Here is a 20,829-nt window from a genome sequence, read left to right on the forward strand (position 1 = left end):
TCACCTCTAAGGAACGGTAATAATACCGTTGGTTATGCTGCCCTCCCGCGGACGCCCTACTATCTTGACCGCAATACTGTTGACGAGATCCCTTGGGTAGGCCTGCGCTCTATCATCCCAGTCTCTGAAGACTGCTTGATTTACATAAATTGAACGCAGCGGGTTCAACGTACCGGCGGTCATAACTATTTCCCCTGTTAACCCGGCGTCTAGCACCGCCTGGGAAACGTCAATGTCGCCGAGACTGGTTATACGGATAGCTCCGCCCGTTGATATCCTAAGACTGCTGCCGCTGGCGTCGATTGCTCCGTGGGCGTCAAGTAAAACATCGCCCGCAAAAGTCGTGCAGTCGACATGCTTGGCTTCTATACCACCGGTTTGGCTGCTTATTTTAATTCCGGACGCCGCTTCTATAGTACTATTCTCATTAGGATTACCCGGGTCAAAAAGGCGGACCGTTCCTTGGGCATTCAGAACGGCTTGTCCCAAAAGGGAAGAAATCTTTGTTCTGCTGACTTCAATTTGTTCTTCGGCGTTAATGCTAACTGTTGAAAATGCTTGAATCTTACCTCTATCAAGGACCACACCTGCTGAGCTGTCCAAACTAATTCCGCCAAACCCGACCTTGATGTCAGACCGCTCCACCGCCAGTTGACCTGAAACCGTATTTACAGCTATGTCTCCCAGTGAACTGTAAATCCCCGCCCGGGTTTGCCCCTGTCCGGAGACAGTAACCGTTCCTCCTTTTAACGTCACAGCGGTTGTACCAAACAACGGCGTTTCATTGCCTACCCGGGCCTGATCGATAATCACTGGGCCGCTCCCCCCGTCAAGGCAGATCGGAGCCAGCCAGGTATTTATTTCTACCCCTTTTCCAATAACAATACCGTTGCCAGCTCGGTAGTCTACCTTCGTAAACCAGGACGGGCTAATGGTCCCTACCCCCTGCGGGATTACCAGCCGGTAAGGGGTTGCCAATACCTGCCCACTCTCCAGACGTTGCCTGGGCACGATCTCTTCGCCCGGATCATAACGGTTGTCATAGTCGCGGTCTATGAAAGCAAACCCGGTACCTATGTCGTAGCTGAATTGAGCGATATCGCTTTGCAGGCCGTTTTTTACTGCTATGGCCTTAATGGTTGTCGATATTCCTATAGTAATAGGTCCTACATACACCGGGCTGTCTGTAGTCGGATCCTCGCCATTCAGCGTGTAATGGATTACGGCTCCCGGGGTCGTAGTTGAAAGCGTAACCGTTTGCGGTTGTGCATAGTACCCTGGCGGGGGCGATGCTTCGGGAGTCGCCGGCCTCAATATAACGTACTCGAATACCGCAATCGTACTGGTTATGCCGTCTTTAACCGCTATTGCTTTTACAGTAGTAGAAGTTGCTATCGTTATAGGCTCCACGTACAGCTGACTCTGGGGAGTCGGATCCTCACCGTCAGTAGTATAGTAGATCGACACTCCAGGTAACGTCGATGTCAGAGCTACATCCAGGCGTCGGTCATAAGTGCCGGGCGGCGGGTCGGCTTCAGGCGGCTCCACAGTACACGGAGGAACTATCCTAGTATCGTCAATACCAGTAATGGTGCGGCTGGTATGCAGATCTCCGGAACTGACCACCAGCATTGTGGTCCCAATACTTAAGAGTATCAAGGTTATAATGATGACCATCACCAGGGCTGCGCCTCTTGTACTGTGGTTTCGCGGTTTCAGCATACCTCGTACCCCTCGCTTGCACCCTGTTCGCAGGCCCAGCAGTGCGTTACTCATTGTCTAGCCAAAAGCATATCGGAGAAGATAAATGCCAACTTCAATCGCTGATCCAACCCGAGTACACATAGGTCGTTACCCTGCAGGCCGCTTCGCCACTGCCTTCTTTATCCGTTTCGACTGTAACACGGAAAAAAACAGCATCGTCAGGAAGTTCTAATACCTCCGAACCCCCATCTATGTACGGCTTTATATCCGTGCCTAACACCGTAGAAACCTCAAGGCTATCAACGTATTTTGCCACTTCCAGCCAGTCGCCTTCGTTTTCGTCATAGCGATAAAGAGACCGGTCGCTACCCCTGTATAACCGGCATTCCGCGGAATGGTCCTCGTCTATGCTCAGCACTTGGTGCGGCTCTCCTTCTCCTTCTCTTCCTAATATCTTAGTCCCGGTCGGGTCAACCTCCAGAGTCCACTTGCGTTCTCTGCGCGCTTCATCTAAAACGTCAACAATCGCCTCCATGGCTGCCCTTGCTTCGGCTATGTTTTCCCGTTCGACCAAAAATGAAAAAAGCATGCCGAAGTACGCCTTCAATATCCCTCCCACTATCCCCAATACTACTGCCAAAACCGCTAGCACCAGCATTACCTCTAACAGAGTGAAGCCGCGTGACGAACGGTTATGGTGGCTGCCAGTCCCTTCAGTTAATTTTCTATTCCTTTCTTTAGCAAGCATCTTCTCACTAGTAATCATTTTCGTCATTTCTGCCGTAAATCTCTGCTGAAACACGGTTCCCTTCGTACTTTATCTTCGCCTTCCATTCTTTGGGATAAGGTCCCTCATAAAACAAAAGATCCTTTTCTACCCCTTTCTCCCGAATCTTGAGCGGGTACACCCACACCTCGCCGCCTTGTGAGGAAAGTTTTCCAGATGCGGCCAGCACGGCAGCTATCTCCAGCACAGATCTCTCGGTATATGCTCTCTGTAATTCGCGGCAGCTGTCACCTAGGAGCTGGTAAGCAACCTTTACCATCCCGGTCATTACAGTCAAGACCGCCGCCAGTACACCTACCGCGATCAACACCTCTATTAGAGTAAACCCGCCACGCCTTTTTCTTGCCATCACGGATATACGACCTCCACCCTGCCGGTATAAGGTTTCACTTTCACCTGAGCCCGGCTGCTGCCAGCACTGCCGACCGTTATGGTGATCTCATGAGTGAGTTCCGAACCGTCCGCGGTAATCGGCCGTCCCCGTTCGTTAAACCCGAATACGTTACCGCTCAAAGCCGGGTTTAGGCTTTCCAACGTCGCGGCGCCGGGCCATTCACGCCTGCGCAGCTCTTCTTGCAGGCCTCCGTTCTCTTTGTACACCGAGTAGCCCCTTTCGTCGAACCGTACGCACACCCGCGTCTTTGCGGCACGGGCCGCCGCCCGGGCCCATCCCAGGTCGACCTCCAGCACCCGCACCGACTGTTCCAGGTCGGCTTCATGCAGCACCGGCTTGAAATTGGGCACGGCCACCGCTATCACCAGGCACAGGAGCCCGATGACCAGAAGGAGTTCCAGCAAACTAAAGCCACGATGAAGAGACTTCATAGACAACTCCTCAGCGTTTAAAAGAAGACACCAGGTCAAAAAGCGGAAACATAACCGAAAGAACGATGGTGCCGACTACTAGCCCCATGATCAATACCATGACCGGTTCCAAAAGGCTCATGAGTTGGGCTATACCGGTTTGGGCCTCTTTTTCGTAAAAATCCGCCATCTGCTGCATGATCTCGTCCAGACTGCCGGTTTCTTCGCCTACCCTTATCATTTGTACGACCAGGGGGTCAAAATAGCCAGTAGTTGCCAGGTGGTAGGCTATCGTATCGCCGCGTCTTACCCCTTCCACCGCTTTGTCCAAAGCCCTTGCCGCCACCTCGTTGCCAGCGTTTTCCCGCAGGAGCTCCAAAGCTGGCAATACCGGTATGCCACTCCTAAATACCATGGCCGCCGTACTGGCAAAACGAACTGTAACCACGTTCCTGACTACGTTTCCAACTAGAGGTAGTTTGGCTACGGTTCGATCCCAGAGAAACTTGCCCTGAGGAGTAGCCAGGTATAAGGTCCCCGCCAATAGCACCGCTACCAGTACCACGGTTAGAGCCAGGAAATGGTTCTGCAAAAAATGCGTGATGCCCAGAATAATCCTCGTCACTAAAGGCAGTCTTGCCCCTGCCGAATGGAGCAAGCTCTCAACCTGGGGAATCAAGAAAGCAAAAACATAAGCCAAGAGGCCGATGCCCACTACCATCAGCAGGGCCGGGTATATCAATGCCCCTTTCACCCGCTTCTCCGTCTCGTACCGCTGCTGGTAGTACTGGCTCATGTTGTGCAGTATCTGCTCCAAGTTACCCGAAGCTTCTCCGGTGGCCACCATCCTGGCCAACAAACCGGGTATCAGGCTGTCCTCCGCCATCATGGCTTCCGACAAACTCCTGCCGCTCAAGACCTCGCGGTACAACCGCAGAGCCTCCCTTCGCAAGAGCCTGTCGCTGACCTGGCGGCTGACCAGCTCCAGTCCATCGCTCACACCCATCCCCGATCGCAGAACCATGGCCATCTGCCGGCACAAAACGGCCAGGGACTGGGACCCTATTTTCTTGGTAACCGGCGCTCTCCACTGCAGCCACCAAGCCTTGCTTCTGACATAAACCGGCAGGATTCCCTTCTCCCGCAGCAGTGACTCAGCCATGACCGCACTATCTGCCTGCAGTACACCCTGTTCCAGGTGCCCAGCGGCGTTTACTCCCGCATAACTGAACTCCGGCACTTTTTGCCCAGCTCCCCTTCGGTAATCGAGCTGTCGACAGAACCGAGTCAAATCCCGGCGGCGACCACTACCTTTAGTAAGAACTCGTGACCCGCAGGGCCTCTTCTAAGGTGGTGATTCCTTCCAGCACCTTGCGCCTGCAGTCTTCCCACAGGGGCACCATGCCCTTGAGTAACGCCGCCTCGCGCACTTCGTCGGCCGATACCCCGCGGTTGATGAGCTTTCTCAGCTCCCCGTCAACTTCCATGATCTCGAAAACGCCGGTTCGGCCCCGGTAGCCGGTTCCCCGGCAGGCTACACAGCCCCCGGATCGCACCAGCAGCAGAGGCTCGTCTTCAGGCATTCCCAGCATCCTTTTTTCTTCGGGACCCGCATCGTATTCTTTTCTGCAGTCGGGACAGACTTTTCGCACCAGGCGCTGGGCTACAACCCCGGCCAAGGCAGATGAGATGAGGTAGGGCATGAGCCCCATATCCATAAGCCGGACAACGGTGCTCGCGGCATCGTTGGTGTGAAGCGTCGAGAGCACCAGGTGCCCGGTCAATGCTGCCCTGGCCGCGATTTCCGCGGTTTCTTCGTCCCGTATTTTTCCTACCATTATAATATCAGGGTCCTGCCGCAGCATGGTCCGCAGCCCGCTGGCAAAAGTCAGCCCGGCCTGAACGTTGATCTGGGTTTGGCTTATCCCTTCCATGTCGTATTCGATAGGATCTTCTAGAGTGGCGATGTTCTTTCGTTCCGAGTCCATCTCGGCCAGCATCGCGTACAGGGTCGTGGTCTTACCGCTGCCGGTAGGCCCCGTTACCAGAATTATACCCCAGGGGCGGCTCACCAGCCGGTTGAATTTTTCTATATCTTCCAGGCTCAGCCCCAGCTGAGATTTATCGATAAAAAAAGAAGCCCGGTCGAGAATCCTGATGGCCACCTTTTCTCCGTAGGCGGTCGGCATGGTAGCAACCCTCAGGTCTATAGGCCGCCCGTCCACCCGGGTTACTATCTTTCCATCCTGGGGTATCCTTTTTTCCGCGATGTTGAGGCCGGCCATAACCTTGATGCGGCTCACAACCGGAGCGTGGGCCCGTATATCCGTACTCAATACTTCGTGGAGAACTCCGTCCACCCGGTTCCTCACCCGCATCCGCTTCTCGCTGGGCTCTATATGTATGTCGCTGGCCCGGCTCCGGACCGCGTTTTCGATTAAAGAATTCACTAGCCTCACCGCAGGCGCGCTCTCGATATCGAGAGTTGCTGCCGCCTGGGCTGCAGCCTCTTCCTGCATCCTGGACGCGTCGCGGGCCGCCTGCTCAGCCGCCCTTCGCTGGGAAAACACGTTTTCGATGGTGTCCAGGATGTCCTTTTCTGAGGCCAGCAGCGGAGTTACTGGCATGCCCGTTACCAGGCGGATGTCCTGCACCGCCAGCATGTCCAGGGGGTCCTTCATGGCCACGATAAGAGCACCGTCTACCACCTGGACAGGGATGGCCGTGTGGCGGCGCGCCAGATTTTCCGGAATCCTGCGCGCCGCTTCCACGTCGATCGGAGCAATCTTGAGATCAACGCTCCTTATCCCCAGCTGTTCTTCCAAGGCCCTGGCCAGCTCGGCTTCCGTAACAAAACCGTTCTTTACCAGGATATCCCCCAGCCGCTGGCCCGGCCCTGCTTGCTTCTGCAGCTCCAGAGCCTGCTTAAGCTGGTCTTCGGTTATGACTCCGGCTTGAAGTAAGATTTCGCCAAGTTTAAGTCTGCTCTTAACTCCTTGTGTACCCAATACCTTCACCCAATCGTATTGGCAATCTCATTTTAGACACTATTGCTTAAACAGCAACTACGTTGGCGCATGATGGAAAAACAAAATACAAACAAAAAGATAAAACATTCATTCTTGTCCCGTCACAGATGTCTATTTTCAAAAACCCATGCAACTTCCCACGTCGTATGACAGAATCCACGAAAAAGCCATGTTCGATTTTCAGTCCACCGTTACGGAATCAAGCGTGTTCCCATTTGCATCATAACCAGTAATGACTTTGGTTAAAAGACCATTACTATCTTCTAAAACCTGAACCCATACTAATCCCTTCGGTCCATTCGAAGGTGCTTCTCCGCCACTAACGTTTACAGCCTTAGTAGAGTCTGAAGCTGTGCTGAGGTCTCCTAGATCGATAGCACCCTTTTTACCTGTAAATGGGTTTTGAAGAGCATTCGAGTTGTTTATTCTCGTTACGAGAGCCTCCCTAAAATCATTGTCGCTATCATATGTCTTGCTCGACATGCCCTCCATTATCGCTTGTACCAATCTCATGTTAGCCTGTACGCCGGCCTCTTTCGCGGACTTCTGTACTACGCCGGACCTGGGAATCAACACCGCCGCCAATATCGCTATAACCGCGATGACTATCATCAGTTCGATTAACGTGAATCCTTTTTGCTTTTTTCTCCTAATTTTCGACAGTGACATAACATCTCCTCCTTTTCTTAAATTGCCTGAAGCTTACCGATATCCTTATTCCCCGTCAGGTTCCCTCTGAGTCTCACCCCCTTCACTACGGCACCAGCAGCTTCAGGTACCAGTCGACAATTTCCTGTCCCCAGAAAAAGGCCACCAGGCCCCCGAGGGATAAAAAAGGGCCAAAGGGTATGAGATCCTTGGCACCTTTTCTGCCTGCGACTACCAGCGATAAGCCGACCAGGGCTCCGGCAACAAAAGCCACAAAAAGCCCCACCAAGGTGCCGCCCACGCCCAGGAACAGACCCAAAACTCCTGCCAGTTTGACATCTCCCCAGCCCATACCTCCCCTGGACACGAGGATTACCAGCGCCAGGAAATTGGCGGCCCCTAGCCCTGATGCCAGGCCCCATTTCAACCGGGCCCAAGAATCCAGGTACAGCAAAATTCCACCTGTCACCAGAGCAAAGATGATGACTTCGTCCGGTATGACCATGTGTTTCAGGTCGGCCACGGTGATGACGGTTAGGCAGGACACCAACACCCAGGCGAGTAGGACATTCCAGGAGTACCCGAACCGCGCCCAGGCACCGGCAAAGAGCAACCCGGTTATCATCTCGACCATCGGGTATTGCAGGGAAAAGGAGGTTTGGCAGTAACGGCACCTGCCTTTGAGATAAAAGTAGCTGAGCACCGGGATAAGGTCCAATAACCCTAACCTGTGCCCGCAGGCGGCGCAGTGTGAAGGGGGGGATATCACGGATTCTCCCTTAGGTAGGCGTTCGATGCAGACGTTGAGAAAACTCCCGACCGACAGGCCCAGCAAAAAAACCAACAAACCCGTCCCCAACTGCACTCCCCTCCCCTTTGTTCGTCTGCTGATAGGCGTAGATTAACAATGGTCTTTTCTAAAAAGTTAACCTTATTATCAAACAGTGCTGGATCTAATACGCGTAAGATTCCATCTCCGAATTATTTTCTCACCAGTTATTCATCAGCGTTAATCAGCGTCTAATTCATAAATCAGTGTCGTCTATAACACAAAACCCCAGAACCTAAGATATGCTACGCTGTACTTAGGAATTCTGGGGTTAATTTCCTAAGGCAACCCGGCCGCCATAGACTCCTCGCCCTTAGGCCCGAGGCTTTGCGCCCTCACCTTTCGGTGAGTTTGCCCTTAGTTGTTATGTATTCAGGCTACTTCCACGATATTATAACCGCATTCTGGCTACCCTGGCAACCGTTTCATTATATGGACCAGCCCGTCCCTAACCTCGCCTTTCCAGATACCTGGAAAGCAGGCGGGAATCGGCAGCTCTTTCCCTTGCCCGCTCCTCTGTGATCACACCCATTCTCACCAGTTCGGCCAAGGCACGATCCAGAGGTATCATCCCTTCCTGAGCTCCCGTTTCAATGATTGAAGGCACTTGATGGGTCTTACCTTCTCTGATCAGTGCTCTCGCCGCGTGGGTGACTACCAACACCTCGGCTGCACACACCAGTCCCTGCCCGTCCAGGCGCGGGAGTAACTGTTGAGATATAACTCCCTGCAGCACTGAAGCCAGCTGGGCTCTAACCTGGGATTGCTGGTGCGGAGGAAAAGCATCGATTATACGCTCCACCGTCTCCGCCGCCGTATTGGTATGCAGGGTGGACAGAACCAGGTGCCCGGTTTCGGCTGCGGTAATAGCGGTAGCTATCGTTTCCAGGTCCCGCATCTCACCTACCATTATAACGTCGGGGTCTTCGCGCAGGGCAGCCCTCAATCCTTCGGCAAAACTCTCCACGTCTTCTCCTACCTCACGCTGGTTCACAATACTCTTTTTATGCCGGTGCAAGTACTCGATCGGGTCTTCGAGGGTTATTATGTGCTTCTTAAAGTTTACGTTGATGTGATTGACCATAGCCGCCAGAGTAGTCGATTTGCCCGAGCCGGTAGGCCCGGTTACCAATACCAACCCCCGCGGCAGTTCGGCCAGCCGCCGCACCACCAGACCCACTGAAGGCGTGCAGGGGAAGAGTTCTTCGGCCGTAGGTATTCTGCTGGCCAAAACCCGGCAGGCCACAGCGAAACTTCCTCGCTGCCGGTATACGTTTACCCGAAACCGCGAAAGCCCAGGGAGCGACACCGCGATATCGGCGTTGCCTTTCTTCTTCATCTCCTCGGAGCGGCGGGAATCCGCTACCAAACAGGTGGCAATTTCTTCGGTTTGCACCGGATTCAGGGCATGGCCAGCCTCGGGCCACATATGTAAAAATTGTCCAACTTCCCTGCGGCCTTCGTCCGGGCCTCTGGCCGCCAGGTCTCCGAGGTCCCAAAGGACTCCGTTCAGCCTCACTACCGGAGGCTTACCCACGGTGAGGTGAATATCGGCGGCCCCCAGCCGTACCGCGCATACAAGAAGGTCGTGAAAAAACGATTCTCTTTTGTATCCTCTTCCTGCTGGACCCCCTGTGACATCGTGCTCCGCTTCTTGACGCTCATCCGGCAAAACACCAACCCCCTGTTTATCAACCCCTATAAAGAGGCGTCTCTCTAACCAGCGCAACTACAGGTTCGACGTCTATCAGAATACATACGACCAAAGGATCGAACCTATTTACAGTCATTGCCAGTTTGAGCGGCGTAATGCTACAGCTTGGCCGCAATCTCCTCCAGCTGCTCCGAAAGGGAGGCTACCTCCTCTACTGAAGCGGTGATCTCTTCTGCTGCCGCCGCCTGCTCCTCGGTACCCCTCACCATCTGGTTTACGTAATCTCCTAGGTGTTCTGTGACCTCGTGTATGCTCTTGGTCATGGCTTGAGCCGTGTCTACCAGGCTTCTTGACTCCTCCGCCAGTTTACGGACTTCGTCTGCTACAACCGCAAAACCCCGACCCTGTTCCCCAGCGCGGGCTGCTTCAATAGCCGCATTGAGACCAAGCATTTTAGACTCCGCCGCGATCTGCCTGATAGCTCCCGCTATCTCTTCAATCTTCCTGACCGCTTCTACCGCCGATTGAATCTCTTCCTCCAGCCGCTTGGCGCTCAGGTTGATCTCGTTAGCCGAAGCTGCCGTTTCCTCAATAGCTGCTGCAATCTGGTGCATGTTTTCCCGAAAAGCCTGGGCCATTTCTCTTGTTTTCACCGCGATATCTCGCGGAAAAGCTATCCCGTAAACCCCGATGGCGTTGCCATGGTCATCCAAAACAGGTACGCCAACGCTCTTTAAAGCCACACCATATACGGACGCGTCTACCTCGATGACTACGGGCTGTTTGGTAAGCATCGCCCGTTCAATAGCGCCCCCTTTTTGAACCGGCTTTCCCACTTTAGCGAAGGGCACCTCAAAGTTCTTTTCCTCTACGACGGTAAATTTCTCGGTATCAGAAGCATATGCCACTGCCCTGTCCCAGAAGTGAAGAATCCTGCGCCCAATCTCCGCATAGTTCCTCCAAAAATCGATCGCTTCCACTTACCGTCCCCCCTTGCTGCTTTACTAGCATATAGACCCCTCCGCGCCATGCTACCCCGGCTCTTATGCCCGTTCTTCAGGGCCATAAACAATATTTTGACACTATTTGTCTGCAGCGCTGCACGTAACACGCAATATACTTCTGTACAGCAACGACAAATTCCTTCCCTCGCCTGATTCATTCACCAAAAAAGATGTCGAACTCTTCGCTCGTCAAAAACGGTCCCCCTTTGCAAAAGGATCCAACGTGAAGCCACCATGCTCACAGGCTTCAAGTATTTCAGGATCCCGGGTAACGATTTCTCCTCTCGTCTCGTTAGCCAGGGCAAGAACAAATGCGTCAGCGTAGGAGATGCTGTACCTGCCTTTTAGTCTGGCCGCCTCCCAGACACGCGCATTTGTAGCGGGCATAACCTTCCACGGAAAAACGTGCCTGGTAACATCCGACATGAACAGGGCGGCATCCTGTTCGCGACCGACTTTTATCAAACGATAGACGACCTCACCAATGTTAATCGCCGAGATCCGGATATCCAGGGAACCCTTCTCGGCTTTTTCCATGAGGTCTTCTATATAAGAGGCGCCCGGTTCCTCCTGCATCCAGCACAACACAGCATAAGCGTCAAATACCTTGATCATCCCCGACCACCTCGAGCCTGTGTTCTTCTAGGTGTCCCTGAAGTGCCTGATCTCCTTTCAAGGCCCCCTTCCAGCGGTGCCAGTCGGTTTCGGTTAGCGGCTCAACGGGTTCAAGAATTATCCTGCCCCCGATTAAATCTACTTTCAACTGTTCGCCGGGCTTAAGCCCAAGATGTTCCCTTATTTTCTTAGGAAGAACTAGCTGTCCTTTTGAAGACAATCGGACTATCGACATGACCAATACCCCCTTTCTTACTTTCATTGTAAGACAGCTTTTCCCGAGGCACAACCTTTTCTACCTAAGGGATGGCAACAGACACATATCAGCTTTTCGGCTCCCACTTGCGGTCCTCCCCAACTTCTAGCACTCCCATTTTTCCAGACGCGCTTGGGTTTCTTTTCATAAAAAAAAGGCAGACCCTCTGAGGTCTGCCTGGGAAAGTAAACGTACATGGGGAGGAATGAGCTCTCAAGCTATGGTATAGTAGGGGCTGGTTATTTAAACTCGTAGTAGAGTATCCCGTTGGGGTCAACCTTCTTCAATGCCTTGAGTTCTTCCTCAGTGGGAGGAGGCACTACTGGTACGTCTGTTTCTTCGATTTCCCAACCCGTATTCGCTTTTACTTCTTCGACTGTAGTGTACGGGAATATGCAGTCTAACTTGAGAAACTTCTCTCCGGCCGGCTTTCGGAATATGCACAGTGGCGTTATTACCGTGAACGGCTTATCTACAGCCGGAGCAGTGGTAGCAAACTGTACGTGGGGCACAAAAGTTCTGGTATCATGCTGCGGCTTCCAAATGATCGTACGCTTAGTAACAGGGGTCAAAGTAGCGCTCCCTGCTCCACCTGGCCCTCTCAGCTTGGGATGGTCATAGTCTTTTCCGCCTAAAACCGACATCGCAATACGCCCGGACTTGTCCATCTGCAAACAGGACAGAAACGCGATATCGCCTTTCCCTGAAGCATAGAGGTCGAATATCTCATCCAGTCCGAAAGTAGCCACCGAACCCTCGTAAGTGTTAGCCGTAAGAGTCGAAGCCACGTATGGCGGGTTTTGCCAGTTGTGGTCAACCCCGTCACTTAAAGTGACATAAGTGAAGTCTTTGCCTAGAGCTTTTGCAGCCTTCATCGCTACCATGGGAGTCGGCGAAGCCAGGCCATGGAATACAATATCCCCGTCTTGAATCTCACGAATGATGGCTACCGCCATCATTTCCGCTTTGCCGTAGTCCTTGCCATATTCCATGTCTAAAGCCTCCCTTCCAGCATTTTCGCCGCAAACTGGGGAACCTCTTCCGCCTTGACCGCTTTCTGGTAGGCTTTATGCGTGTCCCAGTCCACCGTGACGTACTCGGGGTAGCATATCCCGTGTTTCGCCCCACCCGGCAGCTCTACTACCGCCTCCACCAAAAAGTGAGGGATGGCCGTCAGTTTCGGCTCTTCCTGCATCCGGTAAGTGCCGACAATCCGTTCCGTTGTCAGTATTACCTTCTTAGCTGCCCGCGCCATCAATGGGTCCTGATAACTAGGTCCTAGTATCCTGGCATTTCCGTAAATGTCCGCTTCCTGCACGTGAATTATTGCGTAATCGGGCACTAAGGCCTTTACACATACTACTTCTTCGTCGCCGAATGGGCTCTTCATTACCTGGTAGAACTCAGGCCGAAGACCTACCAAATCACTTCCCCACATACCGCCGACCGGCATAAATGGGATTCCGTATGCTCCCGCACGGAGAGCGTGGATTATGGCAGTTCAGGAACCTTCGATGGCTTTAGCCTTCGGTTCCTCCCCTTCCATAGCCTTCCGCATCCCCGGAGCCAGACCAGCTTCATTTTCGAGCCCAAAGAATCCGAAATAAGCTGTATCTGCCTGGCCCGTTGCGAACAAAACATCTGCTGCGATTCCCAGCGCCGCACCGCACACCTTGAGATCCTTCACCGGCCTCTGAGTCAGGGCCAGGGAAAACAGTAGTGGATTGCGGTGCATGCCGTTTCCCCCGATGGCAAGCAGCATGCCATCTTTGACCAGGTCTACGGCTTGTGACAGAGACACTACTTTCTCTTTCATGAATTGACCTCCTTTACTACGATATTGCCAGTCTTATACCGCCACTCGGTCAGTCCAGCTAGCTCAGAGCGCTCTTTTCTTTCTGAGTTGCATAGACCACCAAGCCAACGATCAGTGCTACGAAGCAGAAGAGGAAAGCCGACTTAAAGGCAGTAGCAGGGATAAGTTGAGCAGCCGTGGTCGGGTACTTCGCGATGATCGCAGCCATAACTTGCTGGAACACAGCTCCACCGACGAATACGAACACGTTCAGATAACCGGTGGCCGTCCCCTGAATTTGCAGGTCAACGTTTTCTTTCAGGTTAGCGTACATTACTACAAAGAATCCGCCGAAGAAACCGTATACGAAGAACAGCACCTTCAGGAACGCAGGAGACATGGTATTAGTCATCCATATCAGGGGTATCCAGGTCAAGAGGTAGATCAGGGTTCCGCCAAAAACCACTTTCTTCCTGCTCTTCAGTATCCGGTCAGAAATGATCCCTGACAGCGGGCAGCCAAAAATCATGCCTAGAGGAATAAGGCTCAACACCTTACCTGCGGCTGCTTTGTCCATTCCGTACACGTTCATCAGGTAGGGACCAGCCCACAGTCCCTGGAATCCCATGATGGTTCCGTAGAGGATAAAGAACAGTACCGATATGGTCCAGAAGTTGTAGTTCCGCGAAATTATGGCCAGGGCTTGCCCGATGCCTAACGACGGCCCTGCTGTTCCAGCTACTACGGTCCCTTCAATCTCAGGTATGCTGGCTCCGCCAACTTCGTGGGGCTTGTTCCTAATGAACAAATAAGCCAAAAGCGCAATAACCATCGAAATTACGCCCACTGAGATCATCGAGCTTCTCCACCCGATGGCGGCCATCAGAGCTACCAGAGGAGCAGCCGAAGCTAGAGACCCAATGTTACCCACAGCTAGCAGCAGTCCCGAATAGGTTGCAAACTCGTTCTTCTTGAACCAGTCAGCCAGTATCCGCATAGCCGGCACATAGACGAAACCTACCCCAAACCCGACCAGGAATCTTCCAACAAGTGCCGTGCTAAACGTACCCGCCATTCCGAAGATTATAGCTCCGATGCCGGCAATGAACACGAACAGAGCCATGGTCTTGCGGGCTCCCCACCTGTCCGCCAAAATCCCGGCCGGCAACTGTCCCAAAGCGTAAGCGTAGAAGTACATCGATCCGAACAATCCCAGGGCAGTTGGAGCGATGTTAAAAGCTTTAGTCAGTTCCGGAGCCATGACGGCTGCCGAAGTGCGGTGGAAATACACGAAGAAATAAGCCAGAGCCACTACCAGGTATATGATGTACCGGTAAGACAGGGTTTTTTGAATCATCGCCTTGGTTACGCCTTTTGCTTCCGATACGATTTCCGCCATACAGACTCTCCTCTCTTAAATAATTTGCAGGACCCCGGGCTGTAGGCCGGGAAGAGGGGGGGATTCCCCCGACCCGCCCGGGGCTTATTCCTGCTTTTGCCTTGAGGTTAACAGAGTCCCTTACTTCTTACGGAGCGAGCCGGTTACGTCTACTGCCCGGAGATTTGCTAGTTCTTGTTCTGTGGGTTCCGGAATAACTTTTACGTCGGGTGATACCTTTAATTCCCATCCGGTATTTGCTTTGATTTCGTCGATGGTTGCATAGGGGAAGTAGGCATCTAGATAAAACTCTTTAGTAACAGGATCCGGGCGCAAAATGCCTAACGTCGTAATTATGGCAGAGGGCCCTCCGCCTGGGAAACCGTACTTCTCACGGTCGTTACCGCCGTTGATATAACCGGGAGAGGAGATGTAGTCTACCTTATCTACGAAACGTTTCTTTTCGTGGGTTACCATGATGATATAACGCTTGCATCCAACCGCGATTTCGTTCGCTCCCCCGCTGCCGTTCAGACGTACCCGCGGTAAGGTGTACCTCCCGACTTTCCACGGCACCTGGTCTGGATCCCAGATTCCGGTCGTATTAACATTGCCGTACTTATCGATTTGAGCTGCCCCGATTATCCCCACATCGCAACGACCGGAAGCAACCAGGCAACCAAGAGCGTCAATGGCATTGGTAAAGCTGGTCGCGTTCGCGGAAATACGGTTGCACTCAATGCCCCAAGGGAGTCCTCCTACCGGAGTTGAGCCGAAAACTCCGCCCTCGGTAAAAGCCATCAGATTAGGAGCGTGGTTTTTAATGGCAAAATACCCGGCAAGCATACTCAAGCCCACACCGAATATGGCCAGTTCACCATCGCGCAGTTCCCTTCCGGTTACTATTGCCATGAATTCCTGTCTACTGTAATCCATCTCGTAACCTCCCTTCTTAAGTCCTTACACCTTATTGCCCGCTCTCGGCCTGAGCTGCCTTTTCCAGCTCAGCGATTTCTTCGTCGCTCTTGATCCATTTCCGGTACGGATCCATCAAAAAGGCGGTAGGAGTGTCGGTGAGTTTTTCGATCTTTTCTTTACCGATGACCTCTAAATATTCTTCCCTGGTGTTGTAGCTGTAGACGTACTTCTGCAGGTATTCCTCGGTGCCCTCAGGGGTTGCCAAGGCCTTGTTCATGTAGAACATGTGCTCTTCGTCGCTGTCATACACCCCGGTGGAGCAGGCCGGCCATACTCCCAGCGGCCAGTAGACTACGGCATTGACCACTTCGCCCGGGATTCTGACCAGGTTCGGAAACTGTCTCATGCAGTCTGTGTCCACTATGAAGTCGGCCTGCAACACAACTTGCTTAGCAGCTCTCGACAATTCGTAACGGCTCCATTCCGTCCCCAGCATAATGGCGTTTCCGTAGATATCGGCCATGGTAACGTGGATCACTGCTACGTCGGGCTTTATAACTGGGAACGCCCAACACTTTTTGCCGGTAAAGGGGTCAACGATCTCAGGAGTCTTATTCTGGGCCGGATACTCGTCCGGCTTGTCTGCCCAACACCACTGCTGGTCGCAGCCGATGTTTACGGTAGCCGGTATGAAGGGCCAGTTTAAGGCTCCGCCCAGAAGCCTTAGCGGGATAGCTCCGTTGGAGTAGTCTTCAAGAATAGTTTGTCCGGTTTCCACCGCTCTTCTCAAACCGTTGGCAAACCCATAGACCTCCAAACCGCTGAATCCTACTTCGATCCTGCGAACGGCCCCCACTGCGGCCAAGAGGTTGGACTGCTGGGTATTACAGTTGGATATCAGGTTAAGGTCCTTTCTTCCTTGCTTTACCATTTCCCGCCCAAAGGCGATGGAATCAGATCCTACTGGCAGGGCGCCGCCGTGGGCGTAGGTCATTCCGTCCCACGTGTATTTCTTGACAGCCTCTTGCATCGATATCAGCTTGTTACGCAACGGGTTTCCCTCCTTCTCGTTTTTTTACTGTTTGCTCAATCAATGCGGGGGAATTAGAATGAGTCTGGGAGCTTATTTTAAATTATTGTTTTCTTGTGGGGCCGGGCTAAACCCGGCTTTTTTTTACCTCCTTTCCCGTGTGGAGTGCGTCCGGGCTTTTCAACGTGCTTGTCTCTCACCTCCCTGGCGCAATATTTCACATGCTTTCGCATTTTCTATGCTTCAGATCCCCGAGCCCGAAACCCTCGAAGACCGGACCCAGAGGACATGAATTCTAATATAACCCCTTCGCTCTCAATAAAGGAAGCGGTGATGTTAACAACTTGTTCAGGCCCAACTCCTTAACCGAGTGTCCGAACGCAAGACCCATTAACTGGGTAAAGTAGATTATCGGTAACCCATACCTGACTCCGCGCTCGGCCTCTACCAGTGACTGCCTGGTATCCAAATTAGTCTGGCATAACGGGCACCCGACCACTATTGCTTCGGCTCCCGCCTGCTTCGCAGCCTCCAATATTTCCCCAGACAGCTGAACCACTATCTCGGTCTGGCACGCAGCCATGCCCGCGCCGCAACACTCAGCTTTGTGGGACCAATTGACAGTTTCCGCTCCGAGAACTTTCAACAAATCATCCAATACCCTGGGCTGCTCCGGGTCGTCGAACCTGGTAAGCCCCCGCGGCCTGGTCAAGAGACAGCCATAGTAAGCCGCCAAACGAAGCCCTGACAGTGGCCGTTTCACCTCCTGGGCTATGGTTTCGAGGCCGACCTTCTCAACCAGAAACTGCAATACATGTGATGCCTCCACCTGTGAGCCTTGCGGGCTTTGCTTATTGGCCCCAATGCTTTCTTTCAGCGTGGACTCAGCCGTTTTTAGCCGGCTGTAACACCCGGCACACGGCGTCGTAACAGTAGTAAGCCCCATCTTTTCCACCAATCTCAGATTGCGAAAATTCAATTCCAAGGCCAGGGAATGATTCAAACTATGAGCCGCGCTGGCCCCGCAACAGTTCCAATCCTCTACCTCGTGAAGGACGAGGCCCAGGTGACGACAGACCACCGCTGTGGACAGTTGGTATTCACGGGACATCCCGTGGCCAGAACACCCGGGATAATATGCAACCTCCATCTTCTTATCCCTCCTTCCCCGGCCTGTATAACTTGAACAGCTTTCTTACCGCTCGCCGGTCCCTGACTCCCGGAACAAACGGCATCATTTTCCCCTTAAAGAACAGCCTCTGACCAAGCTTGACATCCTTTGTATATTGGCCAGTCTTTAGATTAAACCTCAGTGCCAGTTCCGCTTCCGACACTCTTCCGCGCTTAAACACATGGTCTAACATCAGCTTATTGAACAAAAACACATGGTTGGTTTCCGATACGACTCCTTCGCCACAGCTCATTTCTCGCAGGTAATCCATGATCCTAGGTATATCAATGGCTGCCGGGCACCGGTCCTGACACAGGTGACAGCTCACGCAGACCCATATCGCCTTGCTCTGCAACAACGCTTCTTTGGCTCCTAGTTTTATAAGCTGAATAACTTGCCGCGGCGTGTAGTCCATAAGGTAGGCCGTCGAACATCCACCCGAGCACTTACCACACTCGTAACAGCAACTCAGGTCGACCCGGCAGTCATTTTCAATTTGTTCTTGTAACGTCGAGCTGGTAGCATCCAGCTGAATCGGCATCCCTTTCCCCTCCTAACTTCACACGGCTGCTTACCGGGAAAACAGGGCTATGACTTCCGCAGCCGCAGCCGCTCCCTGCTCTCGCGCCCCCGGTATATCAACAGGGAACCCGCTTCCACCGGCAAAGAAGACCTTATCCGCGCTTCTTACCGGGCTCATGCCGTCATCTTCCAAGAACCCGTACTCATCTGTCTTCGCACCGAACATCTTCGCAAGCTCTACCGTTTCCTTCCTCGCCACTGCCGCTCCCGCCAAAACGATCATGTCTACCCTTATTTCAATCGGGTTACCCATAAGCGTATCTTCCGCTCGGATTAACAGCCGTCCCGCGTCGGGTATCACCTTGGCCGGCCTACCCCTAACGTATCTAACCTTCTTGTCCTCAATTGCCCGGCGCACAAACTCCTCGTATCCTTTGCCTGCTGCCCGGATATCCATGTAGAAGACATAGCAAGCAGTGGTTGGCGAGAGTTCCTTCACCATAGCCGCTTGTTTAGCGGTATACATGCAGCAAATCTTAGAACAGTACGGGTAGCCTTTTGACCGGTCCCTGGATCCCACACACTTGAAAAACGCTATGGCCTTGGGTATGTTTTGGCGATATCCTAACTGGCGCCATCCCTTCAGCATTCCCTCGAATTCAACCGCACTTACAACCCCGTTATATGTCCCGTAGCCATATTCTCCGTAAGCCGACAGGTCAAAGTAGTCAAAACCGGTAGCTATCACGACCGCGTCTACGTTTACATCTGCAACCGTATCATCTGCGGTCTGTTTCAAACTTACTCTGAAGCCTTCACCGTCGCGCTGCCCCCCGACAACCGTTGTTCCGGTTTTGACCACGACTTTTCCGCTTTCCTCAATGAGCCTCAGGCTATTGGCCAACATGGCCGAAGTATCCTCGTTGCGTGGAAAGGTCCCTGCCAGAAGATTCAGGCGTCCTCCCAAAACTGACTCCCTCTCCACCAAAATCACATCATGACCGGCTTGGCCAATTTTGACAGCTGCTTCTATACCTGCCGGGCCTCCTCCAATTACTAGAGCCGTTTTGCCTGTGCTCTCCATAAACTAGACTCCTTTCAGTCCAAGTTTTTCCAGTACCCCGTTAAGCGGTACAGTATTGGCTTTGAAACCGAGCTTTTCTACCGGTACTCCAAGCGCTAACGCTATGAGTTGACCTAGGTCGATAACCGGAATATTGATTTCTCCATGACCGTTCCTGGCCAGGTTGGGTTGTTCCCTGTCTAGAGCCACGTTACACCCTGGACAAACCGTGGTTATGAGTTCTACGCCCGCTTCTTTAGCACTTCTCAGTTTCTTGCCCAGGTGAGGCTGCACCACCTCTTCTCGGTGGGTAAATCCCCTTCCCACCGAATAGCCACAGCAGGTCCTTCCCTCCTTATACGTAACAGGGGTAGCTCCCAAGATTTCAAACAATTCTTCGTGGAAAGTTGGTAGATCGCCGTCGTCAAGGATCCCGTACTGCTGGGCCAGGTAGTGACACCCGTAATGGGCGGCCACCCGCAGCCCATTCAAAGGGCGTACCACTTTTGAAGCAATCCGGTCTTTTAAACGGTAGTATAATTCCTGAACGTGAAAGATGTTTGTCCGTCCCTTATACTCGTAGCCCCACCGTCCAATAAGATCGTTCGCCATTTTGAGATAATCCGGATTATGCAGAAGAATATGTGAAAGCTCCTTATTATACCCGAAACACCCGTTACAAAAGACGTAGGTATCCAGCCCCTTGGCTTCTACTAAGGCCAAGTTTCGAGCGGTAGCCGCCAGTGACACTTCTGGCAAGTACCCAGAACAGGTCAGGAGATACCCGGAACAACATGTCTGGTCCGGATCCATTACTACTTCAATACCCAAAATCTTCATTATCTCTTTGATTGCATTTTCGGTACCGGGATACTCGAGACTTCCGGTACAACTGCGAAACAGGAATATCTTTTCTGGAATCTCGGGTATCCTTTTTTCTACCGGAATCACTCTAGCTTTATTCATAAATTATCCTTCCTTCCCGGTACTTGAACTCCACAGGTTTTTCCTTGCTTTCGTCCAGAGCCTCGAGCCACTCTGTGGTACCGGTCAAATCGAAAAGAGCCTGGTACTCGCTTCTGGCTTTGTCCGAAACCTCCGGCCAGGGGGTCATTCCTGCTTCGCTACGAATCTTCATAACTCTTTCCTTGCCCTTAGCACCCGGAACAAAGGTCATCGCGTCTTCGCGGGCTTTCAAAGCAAAACGCTTGAAAGGCAGCACGTATTTAAGCCCGAAGTTGTGTTCGATGGCCTTGTAGCGTATCTGCATCATCAGTAACGGGTAGTGTATGTCGCTCGGGCATACCCTGTAACAGTTAGCACACCAAAAGCAGCGCCATATCTCTTCACTCTGAACCAGGCGAGACAGATTGCCCATAAGGACATCCCGGATGATCTGTCTTGGGTTATAGGAAGGGGTGATAGCCGCCACCGGGCAGTTTCCCACGCACTTTCCACAGGTCAAGCAGGCATCGAGGTTGCCTACCAAGTTATACCTATCCACTATTCTGTCTAGTCCCTGCACCCACTGGGTGTCGCTTTCTCTGGGCACAGCCATCAACGCTCCTCTGTCTTGAGTTCTTTAGGTTATGTATTTCACAATTACCACTTCCGTTATGTTA

Annotated in this window: 21 protein-coding genes, 1 pseudogene and 1 riboswitch; all 22 genes and pseudogenes read right to left on the reverse strand. The window is 52.6% G+C overall.

Annotated elements, in window-relative coordinates; all coding sequences use genetic code 11:
- Positions 1-6 precede the first annotated feature (6 nt).
- On the reverse strand, positions 7-1,722 hold the full coding sequence (locus tag SLIP_RS05845) for a chitobiase/beta-hexosaminidase C-terminal domain-containing protein (RefSeq protein WP_013175355.1): 1,716 nt from the start codon (positions 1,720-1,722) through the stop codon (positions 7-9).
- Positions 1,723-1,816: 94 nt separating this feature from the next.
- Complete coding sequence (locus SLIP_RS05850) at positions 1,817-2,470, reverse strand: type II secretion system protein (protein WP_169303751.1); 654 nt, start codon at positions 2,468-2,470, stop codon at positions 1,817-1,819.
- Positions 2,460-2,840: a type IV pilus modification PilV family protein gene (locus tag SLIP_RS05855; RefSeq protein ID WP_242649148.1), complete on the reverse strand. Its 381-nt coding sequence runs from the start codon at positions 2,838-2,840 to the stop codon at positions 2,460-2,462. The genes SLIP_RS05850 and SLIP_RS05855 overlap by 11 nt, the downstream gene beginning before the upstream one ends.
- Positions 2,840-3,316 carry a prepilin-type N-terminal cleavage/methylation domain-containing protein gene (locus SLIP_RS05860; protein WP_013175358.1) on the reverse strand — a complete coding sequence of 159 codons (477 nt, stop codon included), beginning with the start codon at positions 3,314-3,316 and terminating at the stop codon, positions 2,840-2,842. Before SLIP_RS05860 ends, SLIP_RS05855 begins: the two co-directional genes overlap by 1 nt.
- 10 nt (positions 3,317-3,326) lie before the next feature.
- Entirely contained in the window at positions 3,327-4,535 is a 1,209-nt protein-coding gene (locus SLIP_RS05865) for a type II secretion system F family protein (RefSeq protein ID WP_013175359.1), read from the reverse strand.
- A 73-nt stretch (positions 4,536-4,608) separates the two neighbouring features.
- Positions 4,609-6,312, reverse strand: a complete 1,704-nt coding sequence (locus SLIP_RS05870) for a GspE/PulE family protein (RefSeq protein WP_013175360.1) — start codon at positions 6,310-6,312, stop codon at positions 4,609-4,611.
- Positions 6,313-6,504: 192 nt separating this feature from the next.
- Complete coding sequence (locus tag SLIP_RS13005) at positions 6,505-6,993, reverse strand: type II secretion system protein (protein ID WP_013175361.1); 489 nt, start codon at positions 6,991-6,993, stop codon at positions 6,505-6,507.
- An 85-nt stretch (positions 6,994-7,078) separates the two neighbouring features.
- Positions 7,079-7,831, reverse strand: a complete 753-nt coding sequence (locus SLIP_RS05880) for a prepilin peptidase (protein WP_013175362.1) — start codon at positions 7,829-7,831, stop codon at positions 7,079-7,081.
- Positions 7,832-8,081: 250 nt separating this feature from the next.
- Positions 8,082-8,167, reverse strand: a riboswitch (cyclic di-GMP riboswitch).
- An 82-nt stretch (positions 8,168-8,249) separates the two neighbouring features.
- Complete coding sequence (locus tag SLIP_RS05885; RefSeq protein WP_013175363.1) at positions 8,250-9,473, reverse strand: type IV pilus twitching motility protein PilT; 1,224 nt, start codon at positions 9,471-9,473, stop codon at positions 8,250-8,252.
- A gap of 140 nt (positions 9,474-9,613) precedes the next feature.
- Entirely contained in the window at positions 9,614-10,435 is an 822-nt protein-coding gene (locus SLIP_RS13010; protein ID WP_013175364.1) for a methyl-accepting chemotaxis protein, read from the reverse strand.
- A gap of 213 nt (positions 10,436-10,648) precedes the next feature.
- Positions 10,649-11,074: a type II toxin-antitoxin system VapC family toxin gene (locus SLIP_RS05895; protein WP_013175365.1), complete on the reverse strand. Its 426-nt coding sequence runs from the start codon at positions 11,072-11,074 to the stop codon at positions 10,649-10,651.
- Entirely contained in the window at positions 11,058-11,309 is a 252-nt protein-coding gene (locus SLIP_RS05900; protein WP_013175366.1) for an AbrB/MazE/SpoVT family DNA-binding domain-containing protein, read from the reverse strand. The genes SLIP_RS05895 and SLIP_RS05900 overlap by 17 nt, the downstream gene beginning before the upstream one ends.
- 260 nt (positions 11,310-11,569) lie before the next feature.
- Positions 11,570-12,322, reverse strand: a complete 753-nt coding sequence (locus SLIP_RS05905; protein WP_013175367.1) for a CoA-transferase subunit beta — start codon at positions 12,320-12,322, stop codon at positions 11,570-11,572.
- A 2-nt stretch (positions 12,323-12,324) separates the two neighbouring features.
- Positions 12,325-13,146: pseudogene (locus SLIP_RS12905) on the reverse strand (CoA transferase subunit A).
- Positions 13,147-13,204: 58 nt separating this feature from the next.
- Positions 13,205-14,524, reverse strand: coding sequence for an MFS transporter (locus tag SLIP_RS05915; protein ID WP_013175369.1), 1,320 nt, complete (start codon positions 14,522-14,524; stop codon positions 13,205-13,207).
- A gap of 120 nt (positions 14,525-14,644) precedes the next feature.
- The gene (locus tag SLIP_RS05920; protein ID WP_013175370.1) at positions 14,645-15,439 is read right to left on the reverse strand and encodes a CoA-transferase subunit beta; all 795 of its coding nucleotides are present in this window, start codon (positions 15,437-15,439) and stop codon (positions 14,645-14,647) included.
- Between the two features lie 31 nt (positions 15,440-15,470).
- Positions 15,471-16,472: a CoA transferase subunit A gene (locus SLIP_RS05925; protein ID WP_013175371.1), complete on the reverse strand. Its 1,002-nt coding sequence runs from the start codon at positions 16,470-16,472 to the stop codon at positions 15,471-15,473.
- A 274-nt stretch (positions 16,473-16,746) separates the two neighbouring features.
- Complete coding sequence (locus SLIP_RS05935; protein WP_013175373.1) at positions 16,747-17,601, reverse strand: CoB--CoM heterodisulfide reductase iron-sulfur subunit B family protein; 855 nt, start codon at positions 17,599-17,601, stop codon at positions 16,747-16,749.
- 4 nt (positions 17,602-17,605) lie between these two features.
- The gene (locus SLIP_RS05940; protein WP_013175374.1) at positions 17,606-18,163 is read right to left on the reverse strand and encodes a 4Fe-4S dicluster domain-containing protein; all 558 of its coding nucleotides are present in this window, start codon (positions 18,161-18,163) and stop codon (positions 17,606-17,608) included.
- 30 nt (positions 18,164-18,193) lie between these two features.
- Positions 18,194-19,228: an FAD-dependent oxidoreductase gene (locus SLIP_RS05945; protein ID WP_013175375.1), complete on the reverse strand. Its 1,035-nt coding sequence runs from the start codon at positions 19,226-19,228 to the stop codon at positions 18,194-18,196.
- A 3-nt stretch (positions 19,229-19,231) separates the two neighbouring features.
- Positions 19,232-20,173, reverse strand: coding sequence for a CoB--CoM heterodisulfide reductase iron-sulfur subunit B family protein (locus SLIP_RS05950; RefSeq protein WP_013175376.1), 942 nt, complete (start codon positions 20,171-20,173; stop codon positions 19,232-19,234).
- Entirely contained in the window at positions 20,166-20,765 is a 600-nt protein-coding gene (locus tag SLIP_RS05955; protein ID WP_013175377.1) for a 4Fe-4S dicluster domain-containing protein, read from the reverse strand. Before SLIP_RS05955 ends, SLIP_RS05950 begins: the two co-directional genes overlap by 8 nt.
- Positions 20,766-20,829: the final 64 nt, after the last annotated feature.

This window comes from Syntrophothermus lipocalidus DSM 12680, from assembly GCF_000092405.1.
Classification (GTDB): Bacteria; Bacillota; Syntrophomonadia; order Syntrophomonadales; family Syntrophothermaceae; genus Syntrophothermus; species Syntrophothermus lipocalidus.